General features: G+C 62.4%; 12 protein-coding genes and 3 pseudogenes. 3 read left to right on the plus strand and 12 right to left on the minus strand.

Going from position 1 to position 16,607, the window contains the following annotated elements:
* Positions 1–231: 231 nt before the first annotated feature.
* The 4 genes from LQG66_RS17685 to LQG66_RS17700 all read right to left on the minus strand — a co-directional run bounded on the left by LQG66_RS17685 (position 232) and on the right by LQG66_RS17700 (position 4,949).
* A complete protein-coding gene (locus tag LQG66_RS17685; RefSeq protein ID WP_231327462.1) occupies positions 232–1,914 on the minus strand; it encodes a TolC family protein in 1,683 nt (560 codons plus the stop codon).
* A 307-nt stretch (positions 1,915–2,221) separates the two neighbouring features.
* Positions 2,222–2,629 (minus strand): PilZ domain-containing protein, encoded by a 408-nt coding sequence (locus LQG66_RS17690; protein ID WP_231327463.1) that lies wholly within the window; start codon positions 2,627–2,629, stop codon positions 2,222–2,224.
* A gap of 34 nt (positions 2,630–2,663) precedes the next feature.
* Positions 2,664–4,202, minus strand: coding sequence for a hypothetical protein (locus LQG66_RS17695; protein WP_231327464.1), 1,539 nt, complete (start codon positions 4,200–4,202; stop codon positions 2,664–2,666).
* A 27-nt stretch (positions 4,203–4,229) separates the two neighbouring features.
* Entirely contained in the window at positions 4,230–4,949 is a 720-nt protein-coding gene (locus LQG66_RS17700; protein WP_231327465.1) for a hypothetical protein, read from the minus strand.
* Positions 4,950–5,212: 263 nt separating this feature from the next.
* Here LQG66_RS17700 and LQG66_RS17705 point away from each other — a divergent pair.
* Positions 5,213–5,431 (plus strand): annotated as a pseudogene (locus tag LQG66_RS17705) (hypothetical protein); the annotation flags it as partial.
* 18 nt (positions 5,432–5,449) lie between these two features.
* Here LQG66_RS17705 and LQG66_RS17710 read toward each other — a convergent pair.
* From LQG66_RS17710 to LQG66_RS17730, 5 genes and pseudogenes are all read right to left on the minus strand, one after another.
* Positions 5,450–6,010: pseudogene (locus LQG66_RS17710) on the minus strand (integrase core domain-containing protein); the annotation flags it as partial.
* Positions 6,011–6,366: 356 nt separating this feature from the next.
* Positions 6,367–7,272 (minus strand): annotated as a pseudogene (locus tag LQG66_RS37420) (LodA/GoxA family CTQ-dependent oxidase); the annotation flags it as partial.
* A gap of 92 nt (positions 7,273–7,364) precedes the next feature.
* A complete protein-coding gene (locus LQG66_RS17720; RefSeq protein WP_231327467.1) occupies positions 7,365–7,724 on the minus strand; it encodes a hypothetical protein in 360 nt (119 codons plus the stop codon).
* A 261-nt stretch (positions 7,725–7,985) separates the two neighbouring features.
* Positions 7,986–8,477, minus strand: a complete 492-nt coding sequence (locus LQG66_RS17725) for a thiamine pyrophosphate-dependent enzyme (RefSeq protein WP_231327468.1) — start codon at positions 8,475–8,477, stop codon at positions 7,986–7,988.
* 9 nt (positions 8,478–8,486) lie between these two features.
* A complete protein-coding gene (locus LQG66_RS17730) occupies positions 8,487–9,719 on the minus strand; it encodes a thiamine pyrophosphate-binding protein (protein ID WP_231327469.1) in 1,233 nt (410 codons plus the stop codon).
* A gap of 302 nt (positions 9,720–10,021) precedes the next feature.
* Between LQG66_RS17730 and LQG66_RS17735 the strand changes: the two genes are divergently transcribed.
* Positions 10,022–11,122: a LysR family transcriptional regulator gene (locus LQG66_RS17735; RefSeq protein WP_231327470.1), complete on the plus strand. Its 1,101-nt coding sequence runs from the start codon at positions 10,022–10,024 to the stop codon at positions 11,120–11,122.
* 63 nt (positions 11,123–11,185) lie between these two features.
* Here LQG66_RS17735 and LQG66_RS17740 read toward each other — a convergent pair whose 3' ends face one another.
* The 3 genes from LQG66_RS17740 to LQG66_RS17750 form a co-directional block, all read right to left on the minus strand.
* Entirely contained in the window at positions 11,186–11,512 is a 327-nt protein-coding gene (locus tag LQG66_RS17740) for a S8/S53 family peptidase (RefSeq protein WP_231327471.1), read from the minus strand.
* A 443-nt stretch (positions 11,513–11,955) separates the two neighbouring features.
* Positions 11,956–12,258, minus strand: coding sequence for a S8/S53 family peptidase (locus tag LQG66_RS17745; RefSeq protein WP_231327472.1), 303 nt, complete (start codon positions 12,256–12,258; stop codon positions 11,956–11,958).
* Positions 12,259–12,272: 14 nt separating this feature from the next.
* Positions 12,273–12,974, minus strand: coding sequence for a protease pro-enzyme activation domain-containing protein (locus LQG66_RS17750; RefSeq protein ID WP_231327473.1), 702 nt, complete (start codon positions 12,972–12,974; stop codon positions 12,273–12,275).
* Positions 12,975–14,049: 1,075 nt separating this feature from the next.
* Between LQG66_RS17750 and LQG66_RS17755 the strand changes: the two genes are divergently transcribed.
* Positions 14,050–16,605 (plus strand): M1 family metallopeptidase, encoded by a 2,556-nt coding sequence (locus LQG66_RS17755; protein WP_231327474.1) that lies wholly within the window; start codon positions 14,050–14,052, stop codon positions 16,603–16,605.
* Positions 16,606–16,607: the final 2 nt, after the last annotated feature.

The raw sequence follows: 16,607 nt of genomic DNA on the forward strand, positions 1-16,607 counted from the left end.
CGGAAGCAGTCACTCATTCCATTCACCATCCGCGTGCTTCATTAAGGTAATCTTCTTCTAAGGACGGCGAGGAACTCGGAGATCGAGCTGATCGCTGGCTGGTTTAATCCATATTTAAGCCGCACTGCCAAAAGCGAGCAGCGCGTGCTACTTACGACTTCTGATAGCTCTCGTGCTTCGACGTGTGCAGCGAGCATGCACAATCAAAACGGGAATCGCCGCGGGCCGCTTTCATGATCCGGCCGGCGACCGCACCGCCGTTTCCACCAGCGTTCCGACATTGCGCAGGATTCCGTAGGCAGCCCGGAGCTGCTCATATTTTCCATTGACCGCGGTCTTCTGCATGGTGAAGACGACCATGCGGCTGTCCAGAACCTCGAACACCGTGCGCTTGCCGGCCTTGAATTGCTCCAGATAGAGCGTGTTGGCTTTCTGCGCCGTGGCGATGCCCTGGATGGCCGAGGTCTCCTTGGTACGATTGGCGGACAGCGCCTGGTACAGCCGCCTCAGATTGAGCTCGATGCTCTCCTTTTCATCGAGCGTTCTGAAGTCGTTCGCCTTCTTGTCTTCGCGGATCCGATCGACCTGCGAGGCCATGATTCCGCCGTCGAACAGCTTGTAGGACACCATCACCATCAGGCGCGAATCGACCACACCTTGGCTCGCCGCCTGATTGCCGATGTAGTGCTTCACGAGGCCGTCGCCCTGCAGGTCGACGCGCGGCAGTTGCTGCGCCTTCTGCGAGGTCAGTTGATGTTCGAGCGAGCTGCCGTTCGCGCTCAAGGCCAGCAGCGACGGATTGGACTGCTTGGCCGCCGCCAGCGCCGGCTCGAAGGACGACGGGATGCGGGGGAGCGGCGACGGCGACCGCCGAACCTGGGCAGGGTCGAGCTTCGTCAGCCGGAAGAACTCGTCCTCGGCGGTGCGAAGCGCCGTCATGACGTCGGTGCGCACAGCCTCCACCTCGATCACCTTGGACTTGATCCGGTTGACGTCGGCGACGGTGCCGTTGCCCTGCTTCTCGTTGAGCATCACCAGCTGGGCGAAGTTGTTGTCGTCAGCCACCACCTTGTCGATCAGCGCGACCAATTCACTCTGCTCGAGCAGATTGAAATACGCATTGGCGGTGCGAAGCGCGATGTCTTCGGCCTGATCCGCCAGACGCAGGCGCTCGGCATCGACCAGCGACTTGCTGCGCGCAATGTCCGCCTTTGCCGCACCGAAATCATAGATGAGCTGCCGCAGCGTGAATCCCGCATCCGATCGCGAGCTGCCGGGTATGGCGACGTCGCCGAACTGGCGCGGATAGTTCACGTAGGATCCGAGATACGAGCCGCCGGAGCCCGCATAGACCTGGAGCTGCGGCTTGAGCGAGCCTTGCGCCGTGCGGACGTCCGCGAGCGAGCCGCTCACCTTGGCCGCCTGCGCGCCCATCAGCGGATGGCTGAGCACGGCGGCGCCGACGGCTTCGCCCAGCAGGATTCCTCGTCCTTTCAGCGCAGGCCTCGCGCCGCCGGTCACGCTGGCCCTGGCGATCTCAGGCGCAGCGGGAGCTGCGATCGTCGCCAGTCTGCTCGAAGCGCTCGCGACCTGAGGATAGACTTCCCTGCGCTCTGTGCTTGGGACAGCGGAGGTCGTCTCGACGTCGGCGGTCGCCACGGCTGGCCTTGTTGTGCCGCTCTGCACCTCGGCCGGCTGGGCCTTCGGCGCCTCGATGACCGCGGCGTTGGCGTTGGCAACCGACTCCGGCGGGCGCGCCAGCGGATTGAGGCGGACCACGGCCGTCAGGAACGGACTGTTCGGCACCGAGGACGTCGTCACGCAGGCCGCGAGCTGGAGAGCCAGAAGGCAGATCGCCGCGAGCCGCACGATGTGGGCACGATGGCTGCGCGTCTCGACACGCGATGAGCTCACGCACCCCATTCGTCTACCCGAACGATCGAGAGACTGCGGGCGTCGCGAGCACTGCGCAGGCGTGCATCGTGACTCAATCGCAGAAGATAAAACGCTGCATTCATACTGCACGACACGGGTTACACCATCCACCCGCTGTTAGTGCTCTATTACCCTTAATGCCGACTAAAAATTCCGACCGCACGATGCAGCAATTGTTCCGATGACGTATATTTTTTTAGATATCCGAAGACGAGTTTGCACGCGCGACAGTATCGCGAGTTGCAAAACACGTCTCGTCTTTAGCAATGAAAGAACTAATCGCGCGTCAGTTGCGTTTCGCCAGAAACGAATCGGCGACATTGAAGCCGTACGCGTCCACGATGCGATCGACCACACTCTCTTCGATCTCGCCGAAGAACTGGATGCCGTAGCCGTCGGGGCGGACCGCGCGGATCCTGCCCTCGATCTCGAAGAACTCGGTATGGACGAGCACGACCTCGTTCACGCGGTCGAGCAGGAACATGCTGGCTTGCCGGAACGTGCAACCACCGCGTGAGACCTCGAGCAATGCACCGTCGAACTCCGCCCCGATCTCGATGACCTTCATGGTCCCGATGAGAACGCAGGCGTGACGGCTATGGCGCCTGGAGAAGGCCGGAGCCTTGCTGCGCCTCAGCTTCGGCAGCGAGAACCGGGGCAGCGCGATCGCGCCTTTGCGGGCTGCATGGTTCATGGATAGGCTCCTGCTTCTCTCTCGCCGTCCGGCGTCAGTGGCTCACGACCATTCCCGCGCGCGTCGTCCGCCGGCCGCCGTCGAACGGCACGCCATGCGCGGACGCGGCGAGCGCCGAAGCCACCTCCCTCCGAATGTCCGAATAGGCGTTCGGTGCGCCCTCATCGAGATCGAGGCGGCCGAGATCATCCGAAATCTCCATCCCGGCGTCGATGTGAGGCGCTGGCGGCTCATCATCCATGGCGTCGACGCCGCGATGTCCGGCCAGCCCATTCTGCGCGAACTGCGCGACCGCCTGCTCCAGCGCGGCCATCTGCTCGGCGACCGATAGTCCGACCGGGCCGATGGCCTCTCTCACTTCCTTCTCGATGCGGCCGCCGATGTCGTCGCGTAGCCGCGCGGACGTGGCCTCCGACGTCCGGCCATTCTGCTCGATCGCGGATGCCAGCTGAGCTGAGCTTGCCGCATGCCGCTTGGCGAGCTCCCTGTGAGCTCCGGCGAGCTCGCTCAACATGTCCCGTGTCACCGACAATTCGTCAGCGACGCCTCGGGTCACGCCCTCGGTCAGCGCGTCCAGCCCGGCGCTGACCTTCGAGAGCGCCTGCATCATCGCCTGCATCAGCCTGGCATGATCGTCCTGCCTGGTCTGCAGGCCGTGCAGCATCCGGACCGCGTCATCGAAGCCCGAGCTCACCTTGGCGTAGTCCACCATCATGTTAGTGGTCGCCTGAGCGACCGCGCCGTCGAGCGGCTTCGTGGCGCCCTTGCGTCCCATGGCCTCCTCGCGCTCCTGGTCGCCGATCTGCACGACGCCGGCGAGCCAGGATTCGAATCCGTGCTTCAGGACGCCGCCAGCCTGGCCGGCCATGCGGTTGAGCAGGCCGACGATCAGCGAGCTGAACAGACCGAACAGCGACGCCGCGAAGCCCGATGCCATGCCCTTGAGCGGCTCCTGCAACGCCCCCAGCAGCTGCTGGAACGCATCCGCGCCGGCCCCCCCGCCGCCGGTCGAGCTCGCCAGCGTGCCGATGATGCCGCCCATCGATCCGACCATGTGCAAGAGGCCGATGAAGGTGCCGATCAGGCCCATGAACACCAGCAGGCCGGACATGTAGCCGAGCAGCGACTTCTCGTCGTCGATCGTCTGGCTGATCTTGTGAACCAGCGTGTTCATGGTCTCGACGGAGATGCGGATCTTCTTGGTGCGCGCGAGCTCCTCGGTGACGAGGTCGTAGGCGTGTCCCAACAGCCGCGGCCTGCGAAACAGCCGCCCCGGCCGCGAGCAGCGGTAGTGACGCCACAGCGGATCGGCGGCCTGCTCGACGGGTCCCTTGCGGATGTCGTCCCACATCTCCCTCAGCGCGTTGAAGGCGATCACCTCGTTCTTCAGCTTCGATACGAAGATGAACGACATCACGATCGAGAAGCCGAAGGCGCTGAGGATCGAGCCCGTGGTGTAGACGTGGGCCATGACGCCCTCGGCGATGAAGTCCCACTGCCAGGCGCTGCCCAGTGCGATGATCGCAATCAAGCCGATCATCTTGTTCCGGATCTGCGCGATCTGCTTTTCCATGACCCTGGTCCTTCGCCCGACGTTGAACTAGCGGGCGCTGCCTGCGACGATCAGCTCGACCGTCATTCCCTTGGACTTGTCGGCGGTGTCGTTGACGTTGATGCGGATGTTCTCGGGCTTCACCTTGGCATCGACCAGCTGCTTGCGGGCCATCATGCCGCGATAGTAGGCGAGCCGCCGCGCTTCCGAGACGGCGCCTTCGCCGGAATAGGCATAGGCATTGACGATGATCGTGTGCTGCCCGCCGACCTGATGCGCGCCGAGGAAGCTCGCGATCGCTTGCGCCTGATCGACCGCAATCTTGAAGCTCCGGTCGGCGAAATCGACCGTCAGCCGCGGCGCGTCCGCCGGCGCCTCGACGGGGACCTGCGAGGGTTGGACCTGCGCGCCGCTGACCCGCAGCGTCGTCACGCGATCGTTGTCGGCGCGCGCCGCGCCCTCGCTGATCGGCTGCGACTTGGCGGCCGGGCTCTGCTCCGTCTCGTTCACCGGCGGCGCAGACTTCTGCAGCCGGTCGATCTGCGCAACGACGGCTTGCGTGAGCTGCTTGACGTCGGCGCCAGGCTTGACGTCGGCATTGACGGCTTTCGCGATCGCCTCGACCGCCTTCTTGGACACGCTCTGCGACAGCACGAACACGGCCATCGCCAGCATCATCATCACGAAGGCCAGCACCTGGACCATGGACGTCAACGCATCGACGTATCCAGGCCAGTAGTTGTCACCTTCCTCCGAGCCGTGCGACATGGAATGGCCGTCGTTACCTCACGATGCCACATCCGAACGCACCGGTCCTCTCTGATTAGATCCGAATTGTTACTAATGAGTGCAGTTGAACACCGCGAAGGCGCGCATCGTCGCGCAATGATCGCGGAAACAGAAGTGAGAGCACCACCACCGCAAGTTGTCCACCTCACAGCAGTGGCATTTCACCGCCTATGAGTTGAGGTGTGCGCGAGACTCGCGCATCAAGCCTCCCGATCCTCCCGCGGCGGACGATCGCCGGCATTGTGGAGCAGCAACCATACCCCTATCCGATCGATCTCCGCGTGCAGCCTAAGGTGGCCGGGCTCTTCGATCCGGACACCAGCACGATCAGCTATGTGGTGAAGGATCCGTCGTCGTCAGCCTTGGCTGCGATGCGCGGGCTCACGGGCCTCCTGCGCGTGGGGCTGATCGAGCCTTTATCCGTGCGGCTGCCGGAGGCGATGAACCAGGGCATGAATACGTGACCTGCCACCGAAGTTTCATCCAGCAGCGTTTAGAGTCCGAGTGGGTTTTACGCCGAGTGGCGCGGGTGGAGCAACGAGCGATTGGCGGAGCTGGTCGGGGTTGCGCAGCCGATCGCCCGTTGCGGTGAGGGTGGCGGCATAGGCCGCAGGGGTTTGGTATTTCAGCGAGGAGTGCGGCCGCTCATTGTTGTAGTCGGCGACCCATGCAGCGAGCCTGCGCCTGGTGTCATCGAGGCCGAAGAACAGTGTTTCATTCAAGACCTCGTCGCGCATCCGACCGTTGAAGCTCTCGACGAACGCGTTCTGGATCGGCTTGCCCGGTGTGATGGAGTGCCAGTCGATCGCGTTGTCGTTGCACCAGGCCAGCATCGCGTTGCTGGTGAACTCAGTGCCGTTGTCCGAGACGATCGAGCCCGGCTTGCCGCGCCGGGCGATGATCGTGGTCAGCTCCCGCGCCACCCGCCATCCCGAGAGCGAAGTGTCGGCGATCGCGCCCAGGCACTCCTTGGTAACGTCGTCGACGATGTTGAGGATAGTGACTGGTCTGCGTCGCCGAGGTGCAGCGGCATCAAGGTGGTGTTGCATTTCTGCTGCTCCTGCTTCGACGGATCCCTGAAAACCGCGGACAAGCCGGCCAGCGCCGTCTGCGTCGGATCAGTCATTTCCGTGATTTTCGCCAGCAAAGCATGCGCGGAGATGCCGGCCTGGCTGAGATTGGCAACCCGGTGCTGCTGGCTCGCGCTCTTGAGAATGGGCGCAACCTGGTCGACGAACGTAGGCTGGTAGGCGTCGTTGTAGGCTTGGGTCGCCTGGTCGAAGAGGTCAGGAGCGAGCGCGAGCTGCCGGACCCAGACGTCGTAGACGTCATCCCACATCGAGACGACATTGAGGGTCTGCGGCGCGAAGGAGGGATCGGTCGCCGTCACCCAGGCGCCGTGCGCGGTTGCGGGCTCGCCTTTCTCGAAGACAATCGTCGCACTGACCGGCCCGTCCGACGTGTCGTCGAACCATTGGTTGTTGTTGACGTCGTCGTCGAGCGGCGATTTTCCCTCAATCTTCCACGCAACTGCACGGCCGCGGCCGCCGAGCACGAGAAGCCGGCCGCAGGAATCGGTCTCGATCTCGCCGAGGCTGTCGATCGGGCCAGATGGGCAGTCGAGTTGCCCGAGCTCGCTGGATGGAAACGATTTGGGGTAGTCGGGCATATCGACGACCGCGCCGCGAGCGCCGTCGAAATATCTTGCGGGCGTCTGGGCATCGAAACGAACGGGCGCTGCAGACACTCCGGACACCACACGCGGACCGGGATCGATCACGAGCTTGCGCAAGCGATCCGGAGTAGCGAGCGTTCGCAGCTTCTCGTTGTTGACAGGTTGGGAAACGCCGGTCTGCGCCATGAACGGATTTCGGATGTCCGGGAGATTATCGCCTTCGTAGCTCGCGATTCCCTGCGGATCGCTCTCAGCCAGAATGAACCAGTTTGTCTTCTTGTTCGCGACATGCACGGTCCAGATGATGTCGGCGATCTTTCGCCCGTCGATCTCGTCGCCGACCCGCACCTCGCGGCCATCGCCGCGGGGCCAGCTTTCGGGAATGACATCGTCGTAGGCAAAAAGGCGAAACCGCGCGGCGTGACGCTTCAGCGCACCCGACGCATCGCGGAGATCGCTGCTGCGAATGGCGTCACTCTCCGTTCCGCGCCGGATCGGAAGTCCGCCCGTCAGATTACCTCCCTGGGGGGGTGGGCTGCCCGCCATGGTCTCCGGCGCGATCACATAGTCCTCGGAGTTGCCGACGCGCGCGATACCAATGGCTGGATGAACTCTGAATGTAGTCATAATTCCGCGGCCCGTATGATGCTCAAGGCCCTCAGCTCGCTTGCGCTGACAAGCCCCGATGTGGAAAACAGGTTTAAGTTCTTGCGAAACGATCAGTAGGGCGTCCGACCCATGCGCCGTCGAATACCCGCTCCGAGCAGGTACACGGGCGACGAGCCAGGCCCGCCGTTGTAGAAGAACGTGACGGGACGTTCCTTCGAGCTTTTCACATTGGCCGGGAACGCCACGTAGAATATCTTCGCCGCCGGCCGCCCGTTGTAGAGATCGGCGATGACCAGATGGCCGGCCCGAGCGGTGTACTTGTACGTCTTGTCACCGATCTTGAGCTGATGCTGGGTGGCGACCGAAGTCTCCGTGACGTCCGTGATCGAGTCATTCTTGCGCGAACCGTAGACGACGGTGTCGATAAACAGTTGGTCTGATGACAATTCTTCGGAAGACATCATGCTCATGAATGACCTCGTTGAAATCTGATGTTGGCCGTTCCCGTCCGCGTGCCAACTAGCTCGTCCCAATATTCAGTATCTTCGCAGCAGTCGTGGTCGGTCGCGCGCGCCGACAGGCGCCATCGAGCCTTCCACGATCTGATCTCAGGACGCTATGCCGCAAATGGCGCGCGAGGAACCCGCAATAATTTCTCAACGAATGATAAGAATCGCACAGCGCAACCTTGCGGCCAGGCTATGATTGGCGGTCGGGCCGCTCTCGCCACCTCAAGGCACGATGCGTCGCAATAGCGGTGCCTCGGAATTTGCCTGAACCGCCCCGGGAGCCGCGCGCCCGGCGGTGTGGCGGATCACGCTCGGGATGTCTCTTTCGTCGAGGACGACGTCGATCAGGATCGGAGACGCGGTCAACTCGGCCGCCTGTCGTAACGCTTCGTCGAGCTCGCTCAGCGTCTTGGCCCGTGCATGCCGTGCGCCAAAGGCTTGCGCCAGGGCGCGGTAATCCCAGCGCATGAGCGTGTTGTAGTAATCCGGCTGACATTGCGCGTTGTCGTAGTACTGAGGATGACCCATGAACTGCTGGATTCCCATAATTCCGTTGTTCATCACGCAGATAACCGCGGGCAGCTTGTACTGAACCAGGGTAGAGAGCACCTGCGGCCCCTCCCGGAAGGCGGCATCTCCCACGAACGCGACCGGCCGCCTGGCGCCAGCGCAGGCCGCGCCGAGCGATGCGCCAAGACTGTACCCAATCGACATCCAGATGGATTACGACACATATCCTTGCTGGGCAAGGATCGGCAGCCCGGCGGAGGCGAAGAGCGACAGGCCGGTGTCGGCGATCACAAGCTTGTCGCTCACGAAATCCGACATTCGCGCGAACAGAAGATCGAACGTCAGCAGTGAATCGCCGGAAGGAAGGGCGGAGCCGGGTCGCTGAAATGCCGTTCCGCCCCACGGGTGTGGCGCTGCGGCATGGCTTGCGAGCCGGCGTGTCAGACCGACCACGAACTCCCTGATCCTGACATTGGGGTAGACGTGATGTCCTATGCGGATGCCACCTTGCGACGCAAGTATCATGTTATCGTAATCTTTCGCGACAATTTCGCCGACGAAATCCGTGATCACTGTGCCGAGCGCAAGGACGAGATCGGCCTTCTCGACGAACTCCTGAAGGTCGGGCGGGGCGAACCGTCCGTCATAGACGCCGAGGAAACCCTTCGTGGTTTCGGCCAATACCGATTTTCCGGCCAGCGTCGTGACGTAGGAAATCCCGCTCACGCGCAACAATTCGGCGAACTCGTCATGCAATTGCCAGCGGTCGAGCTCTTCACCGGCCCACAACACAGGCCGCTGCGCGCCAGCAATCCGCGCCACGGTATCGTCGAGGCATTCCGACAGCGCGTCCGTATTGACGGGCGTCAGCGAGGCACTGAGCTTCCCCACCGGCAAAGGGCAGGATTGCCCCCACAACTCCTGGCTGATTTCGATATACACCGGACGCCGGTGGGTCATACAGGCGATCAGAACTTCGTCGATCTTGTCCGGCGCTTCCTCCGCCCGCTCGATCACCGCTGTTGCCGCCGTCACCTGCGAATAGATCGTCAGGTCCGTCTTAAGGCGGCCGGTCGAGTGCAGGAACATGATGCCATAGTCGACCTCAAGTTCGAGCTGCTTTGCGGAAGGACCGCCATTGATGACGACAACCGGACATCGCTCGACAAAAGCCCCGACCACACCGTTCAGCGCACTCAACGCCCCGACGCCATATGTCCCACACATCGCACCATAGCCCCTGAGGCGAGCATAGGCGTCGGCCGCGTATGCAGCCTCCATCTCATACGTCGTGAAGATAGCCTTCAGCCGGGAGTTGCCGGTCAGCGAGGCAAGCAATCCACTGCAATAGCTCCCCGGCACGTTGAACAGATGTTCGATGCCAAGCTCCTCCAGCCGGGTCACCAGATAGGATGCCACCGTGCCGTTACGCGGCTTTTCACGCATGGCGATCGACCTCCAACGCCGGCTCAAGGTCCTGCCTTGCCGGGATACTCACCCGAAGTCGCGTGACAGATGTACGCCGGACTGTCGATGACATCTGGACTCTGCGGAGAGACGAGCACCGCGGCGAGACGTTCCCCGATCGGCGCACTCGGTGCCGCTCAGAGGCCTGGGGCTGAACGATGTCCGCCGTCTCGGGCCATGTGCATCGGCCATGACCGGACGGCGCGAAGGCCGTCAGCAATCGATGATTGATCATGTGCCACCGCCGGGCGGCACAGGCCGGGAGGTGGCCGGGCCGCAAGATGAAAAAGGAGCAATTCCGCCCTGCAATAAACGAGGAAGCGTGCGCGCGAGGTGACGGCGCATCGCTTGCTTCCTACCTTCATTTTTTCTACCATTGCGCGAGTTTAGCTCTCGCTGCTGTGTTGGGAACTCGCTATAAATTCTCTATGCTTGATAAGAAATGCACAGGCGACATTGACTGGGAAGATTTGCGCTATTTCGCGGCGCTTGCGCGGCATCGTTCGCTGTCCGCAACCGCACGCGCGCTGCGCGTCAATCATGCAACGGTGTCCCGCAGGGTTGCCCACCTCGAGACACTTCTGGGATGCCCCTTGTTCGAGCGCCGCGCCGAGGGCTATGTGCTGACAGCCGACGGAACGGCTGTGCTGGAAGAAGCGAAAATAATGGATAGCGCGGCGCTATCGGTTCTTCGACGCCTTGATGCGAGTGCAGAGCTCAGCGGCCTCGTGCGACTGACGGCCGGACGCAGCCTGGCCGAAGGATTCCTGATCGACCGGCTGGACGGACTCCATCGACGTCATCCGGGGATCGATCTCGAGCTAATTGGAGATGTCAGACTCCTGAGCCTTGCCCGGCGAGAGGCCGATATCGCCTTGCGTTTCGGTGACCCCAAGGGCAGCGAGCTTGCCGCGCGACGCGTCGGAACGATCTACTTTGGCTTGTACGTCGCGGCGGGCATGCACTCCGAAGCGGACACGCTTGCGCGATTGCCGCTTGTCGGATTCGACAGGGATGGCGACTCCATCGCCGAAGCCGAATGGGTCGAGCAGCATTTTCCGGGACGCCGGTTCGCCTTCCGCGCCAACAGCCAGATCGCGCAAGCTGCGGCGACGCGAGCAGGCTTCGGAATCGCACTGCTGCCGCGCTATCTCGCCGATAACGATCGGAAGCTTGCCGAGATCGACTGCGACCGGCCGATGCTGGAGCGCGAGCTCTGGCTTCTGATCCGCCCCGACCTGACGAAGGTGCCTCGCGTCCGCGCGGTCGCCGATTATCTCGTGGAGATATTCCGTCGCGAACGGCAACACTTCGCGGGCCATTCCCACGCTTCCGCGCTCGAAGCGATGGACGCGCAGCCAGAAGAGACCCCGAAGGCATGAGCCCCGGGGCCTCCTCAATCATGCCGCTGAATGGCCAGCCACCATCATCAGCCCGACGATGAGTTACGCGCTCACGCCGGCGAGTCTCGTCATGAGTTGCTTCAAATCCGGCGTGCCAATCCCGGTGACCAGGTCGAAACCCGGCCCGCAGCTGTAGGCGCCGTTACTTTCGGTCAACACGTCGCGGAAGCAATTGCTGCCAATCAGCGGGTAGATCAGCGGATTGAGATAGGGAAGCGGCGGCTGGTGGTTGTTGGCCCGCGCCTCGTTGATCAGGGCGCACAAGGCGGCCCAGACAGGCGCGCTCCAGCTGGTGTCGCCATATTGCAGGCGTTGGCCGTTTAGGATGACCAGCCCCCCCTTCATTCGGGTCTGCGGTAGCGCCGACATCGGGCACCATCCGCTGATTTCCGGCCGGCACGCCAGGGCCCTGCTGCCAGGCCCGTCGCGGGAAGAACTTGCTCTTGCCGCCGCCGCTGCCGGGCCACCCGGTCTCGGATGCCACCTGTCCGTTCGGCGCCAGCCGCAGCGACGTGCCCCCCACCGCCACGACGTGCGGGCTGGTCGACATCCACTCGGCCGCCAGCGGGCCGTTCGCATGGTGTCCGTCCGGCCCCGGATTTGATCCGGCATCGCCGGTCGAGACGAACACGTTGACGCCGAGTGCAGCAAACCGGGCAAAGCGGGCCTCCTCGGCGTGCACCTCGCCTTCCGCCATAAAGGCCTCGCTGAGGCCGAGGCTGATCGACACGACCCGCAACGTCGGCTGCGCCAGCGCGTCGGCATAGATGCGGTCGAGAGCGCGGTCGAGATCGATGAATGAGAGCGAGCCGCTAGCATAGATTCGCACGTTCGCCTGGGCGAGCGATGGCGCTGGCCCATTGTGCGTCCAGCGTCTCCTCGCCCGAGGGGGCGGGCAACGTTCCACCCTTGACGTTGATCTTGGCGATGCGCCCCAGATTGCCAGCCAGGTTATTGGCAGTCCAAAACGCCGTCATATCGCTGTCCAGCGGGACCGCGTCGATCAGGATGGCGATCTCCTGCCCCTTCCCGCTCAGGCCGAGCCCCGCACCGCCATAGGCCTTCAGGATTTCCGGACCCAGGTAAGGCGGGGCGTTGGCGATCGCCGGCTCCACGGCCGCCTCCGCCCTCACCGCATGCGCGAGCGAAGATGTTTGCGCGCTTGGCGGTAGGGTTGCAGCCCGCCGATATGTACCACCGCACCGGCGATGCTCTCCGGCAGGCTCGGCACGTCGGACGCCGCGGTGTAGGTCTGCCCCTCCCGTGTCACCCGCACCATGTGCACACCGAGGCTCGCTTCAACCTGCGAGGCAGACGCGTTGGCGTAGATCGTGGTGCGATCGGGCGACACCTGGGTGATCGTGAAACCTTCGTTCTTTAGCCAGGTCTCCAGCGCGCCTGCGGCGGCCGGATCCGCGGCGTATTTCGTCTTCAGCTCCTCTGCCGAAATCGTCTCCCCCTTGTTGACGCGCGCCTGCAGCTCCTTCTGTAGGTTCGGCGGAACGCCGAGCGAGAAACTCACATCCATCTTCTCGTCGCGGTGCCGTGCATCTGAGCCGCTCGCGATCAGGCCGCGCGCTGTTACGCCCGACGCCGGAATCGGGATCACGGAGTTCGGAAACATCTTCCTGTTCGACATTTCGCAATCCTCGTTTTGCAGGTTCATTGTCCAATTCGCATTCCAAATTCGCTTCGTGACTCTCGGGCAAAGAAAGCCGAAACTTGCCGATAGCCCCGGGGCCATCGGCGTCGCCAATTCGTTTCGTTCAGTATTAATTTCAGTAGGGCTGGTCGTTCTGAACACGCCGCCCGGTGTTGTCCTGGTGAACATGCGGGCGAAGGTCCATCGCTTGCACGACATTTGTCGTCAAGCCGAGCATCGGCGCTTCAATTGCGTGAGCTGCACCCCCATCCGCCAAAGCCTAGCGACGATATGATCTCCCGCCTACTTCCAGTACAGCTCAAGTTAGCTCGCGTCGTCCGCTTGGGAACTCGTTATAAATTCGCGGTGCTTGATCAGAAATGCACAGCTATATCCGAACCGCCACAACAAGAGGGCGCTTGCGCACGATAGCTGATTGTGTCCTTCCGTGATCCCGCCGCCTGCGCAGCACTGAAAGCGCTGTACGGGCCATCGCATTCGCTTCGTCGAATACGGCGTTGCCGTCTGCATTATGCAAACTTCGGCCCTTGGCTCGAATAATCTGCGGCCACGAAAAACTTCGAGGCTGGCCAGGCACCTGGATACTTTTGCGTGGTTGACGTCAAGGGCACGCGCGGTGGTCCAAAAGCGAGCGATGGTGCGCCAGCGCCACAAAGTAGCGGATATCTCCCAGTCTGCGTCGGCTGTGCGATTCTTCTCATGCGTCGCGCATAAATTGAGAGTTCCGGTGAGGGGCGCGATGGCATAGCCTTCTACAACGGTCGAATATTCCTCAAGATAAGGTGCAGGCGGACGCTTTCAGAATCCGCTCCTGCACCCGCATACAGGTAAACGGGATCGACGTCGACGAATAGACATCGCGCGAAGCCTCTTTGCGCTTTCGCCTGAGCCCGATCTTGCTCAAGCGGCGAGGCACGGCATCGTCCCGCCCGCCGGGAACGAAGCTCGCCATCCGCGGATACATCTTCGATACCGTCGCAAGCTGATGGCGGGGCATGAATTAGGAGCTGACGGTAGCAGACACGTGAATTACGAAAGATAGCTCTGTCGGAACGTGAAAAGAAGCTGTTCCCGACAACGCTTCACGGGAGCATGGGTGCATCTCAGATTTGGCTGAAATTGGAACGGGACCAAATCTATAAGACCACAGCATACCCGCGTACTCCCTTCGGCTCGCCGGTCCGTCAGACGTATAGATGAGCACACGCAACTTTTATTGAGAACTTCGCGAAGGAGCGCTGACATGGAGCGGAACCAACTCCCATCCAATATTCACCCTACGCACTACGATATCTACATTCGACCCGACCCTGGATTCTTCGTCCAGTCCGACCTGCGGCTACGATTTGAAGGCGCGGTGCAGATCAAGATCGAGGTTGTTGAGGCGACCTCCGAGGTGATGCTTAACGCCACCGAACTGACCCTTCACCGCGCCCTGCTGGACGGGGAGGACAGCGCGGCGATCGTGACCAACGACGTCGACCAGACGGCCACCTTGGTATTCGGGCAGACTATCCCTGTCGGCACGCACGTCTTGTCGATCGACTATACCGGCAAGATCGCGCTCGGCGCCCAGGGACTGTTCGTCTCCGAATACGACACTCCGACTGGCCGCAAGCGTCTCCTGGTGACGCAGTTTGAGGCAGGAGACGCGCGGCGCTTCGTGCCCTGTTGGGACGAGCCGGCGCGAAAGGCGACCTTCACCGTTGCCGTGGCAGCGCCAAGCAACAAGCTGACCGTTTCCAACATGCCGATCGAAACCGTGTCGACGCTGGACGACGATCGTCAGTACGTCCGGTTTCGGAAAACACCGAGAATGTCGACCTATCTCCTGTTCCTGTGCATTGGCGATCTGGAGCGGATCAGCACCGTCAGCGGCGCAACCGTCATCTCCCTCGTCGCCAAGGCGGGGAGCGCCGAGGATGGCCGCTTCGCGCTCGATAGCGCGGCTAGGCTGCTGGAGTTCTACAACGACTATTTCGGCGTACCTTACCCGCTGCCCAAGCTCGACATGATCGCGGCGCCCGGCGCAGGCGGCTTCTCGGCGATGGAGAACTGGGGCGCAATCCTCTATTTCGAAGACCAGCTGTTGCTGAACCCGGAATGGTCGACGGAATCGAATCGCCAGCGCGTGTTTGTGGTCATCGCGCACGAGATGGCACATCAATGGTTCGGCAACCTGGTGACGATGGAGTGGTGGGACAATCTCTGGCTCAACGAAGGCTTCGCGTCCTGGATGGAGAGCAAGGCCACGGATCAATTCCACCCCGATTGGATGAATTGGCTGCAATCGGAATTCGATCTACAGCGGGCGATGCGTCAGGATGCCAAACACACCACGCACCCGGTGGTGCAGCCGGTCGTGAGCGTCGAGCAGGCAGCGTTCGACGACATCACCTACCGCAAGGGCCGCGCAGTCATCCGCATGATCGAGAACTTCGTCGGCCCAGAGGCGTTCCGCAGCGGCGTGCAGGCTTACATGAAGCGATACGGCTACAAGAACACGGTCACCGACAACCTGTGGGATGAGCTCGAGAAGGCTTCCGGCAAGAAGATCAAGCAGATCGCCGCGGATTTCACCACCAAGCCGGGCATTCCGCTGATCCTGGTTGAAAGCGAGACGACCGGCACCGGGGGCGTCGAGATTTGCGTTCGAGAGCGACGGTTTGCCGTGGACGACAGCGCCGATGAACCGGCTACGTGGACCGTCCCGGTCTATGCGTCCGCCATTGGCGCGAGGGATCCGGTTCTGACGCTCGTGCACGGAGACCAGACGAAGCTACTGGTCCCTGGCGCGGTTCCGATCAAGCTCAATTCCGGCCAGACGGTCTACTACCGGGTCAAGTACGACAGCGGATATAGCGAGCTGGTGAATGCGCTCGACCGGCTGGCGCCCGCCGATCAGCTCGGGCTGCTGAATGATGCCTGGGCCATCGGCGAGGCTGGCGCCGTTACCATCAGCAACTATCTCGACCTGACACTGAAGCTCACGCCTTCCACTGATCGCGTGGTGTGGCGGCAGGCGATCGAGACGCTGCTCGCTATCGACTCGCTCTATGATCCCGGCGCGCGGCGCAACGCGTTCCGCGCGTTCGCACGGAGCTGTCTGCAAGCCGTCTTCGCCGGCATTGGATGGGGACGCAAAACGACGGAAACAGACAACGAGACAGTGCTGCGCGAGTTTCTCATCACCGGCCTGGCGCAACTGGATGATCTCGATGTCAAGCTGGAAGCACAGAGGCGGTTCGCCGCCTATGCCGGCCCGCCTGTCGATCCGTCGACGCTTCCGGCCGCGATCAGGCGGCCTGCCCTCGTGGCGGCAGCGATCAGCGCCGACACCAATCTGTACGGCCGCTTGTACGACCTGGCGAAAAGCACCACGGATTCGTTTGGAAAGGACCAGCTGTTCCTCGCGCTCGCCTCGACGGAGGATGCCGCGCTGGCGCAACGCTCGCTTGATATCGCCCTCGGCGACGACCCAGCCAAGACGACCGGACCCAAGATGATACAGCGTGTTGCTGTCACCCACGCCGATCTCGCCTGGCATTTCGCCCTGACGAACCTGCCGAAGATCAACGAGCGACTGGACGAACTGCAGCAGCTCAGCTTCGTGCCGAGCTTGACAGCGGCGTCGCGAAGCCCGCAGGTGCTCGAGGAGCTGCAACGTTACATCACCGAGAAAGTGCGACCGAATTCGCGCAAGTCGGCCGAACGGTACGTCGCCGATCTGACCTTCCGGCTGCAGGTCATCGGGCGACTATTGCCCGCTGTCGATACCTGGCTGACGACCCACAGGTGAAG

Origin of the sequence: Bradyrhizobium ontarionense (assembly GCF_021088345.1) — a bacterium.
Classification (GTDB): Bacteria; Pseudomonadota; Alphaproteobacteria; order Rhizobiales; family Xanthobacteraceae; genus Bradyrhizobium; species Bradyrhizobium ontarionense.

Excerpts from the sequence above, each read along its gene's own strand:
- LQG66_RS17750 (WP_231327473.1), bottom strand. The coding sequence starts at position 12,974 with ATGTTCACCAGGACAACACCGGGCGGCGTGTTCAGAACGACCAGCCCT.
- LQG66_RS17700 (WP_231327465.1), bottom strand. The coding sequence starts at position 4,949 with ATGTCGCACGGCTCGGAGGAAGGTGACAACTACTGGCCTGGATACGTC.
- LQG66_RS17695 (WP_231327464.1), bottom strand. The coding sequence starts at position 4,202 with ATGGAAAAGCAGATCGCGCAGATCCGGAACAAGATGATCGGCTTGATT.
- LQG66_RS17720 (WP_231327467.1), bottom strand. The coding sequence starts at position 7,724 with ATGAGCATGATGTCTTCCGAAGAATTGTCATCAGACCAACTGTTTATC.
- LQG66_RS17730 (WP_231327469.1), bottom strand. The coding sequence starts at position 9,719 with ATGCGTGAAAAGCCGCGTAACGGCACGGTGGCATCCTATCTGGTGACC.
- LQG66_RS17755 (WP_231327474.1), top strand. The coding sequence starts at position 14,050 with ATGGAGCGGAACCAACTCCCATCCAATATTCACCCTACGCACTACGAT.
- LQG66_RS17735 (WP_231327470.1), top strand. The coding sequence starts at position 10,022 with ATGAAAAAGGAGCAATTCCGCCCTGCAATAAACGAGGAAGCGTGCGCG.
- LQG66_RS17725 (WP_231327468.1), bottom strand. The coding sequence starts at position 8,477 with ATGTCGATTGGGTACAGTCTTGGCGCATCGCTCGGCGCGGCCTGCGCT.
- LQG66_RS17690 (WP_231327463.1), bottom strand. The coding sequence starts at position 2,629 with ATGAACCATGCAGCCCGCAAAGGCGCGATCGCGCTGCCCCGGTTCTCG.
- LQG66_RS17740 (WP_231327471.1), bottom strand. The coding sequence starts at position 11,512 with ATGTCGGCGCTACCGCAGACCCGAATGAAGGGGGGGCTGGTCATCCTA.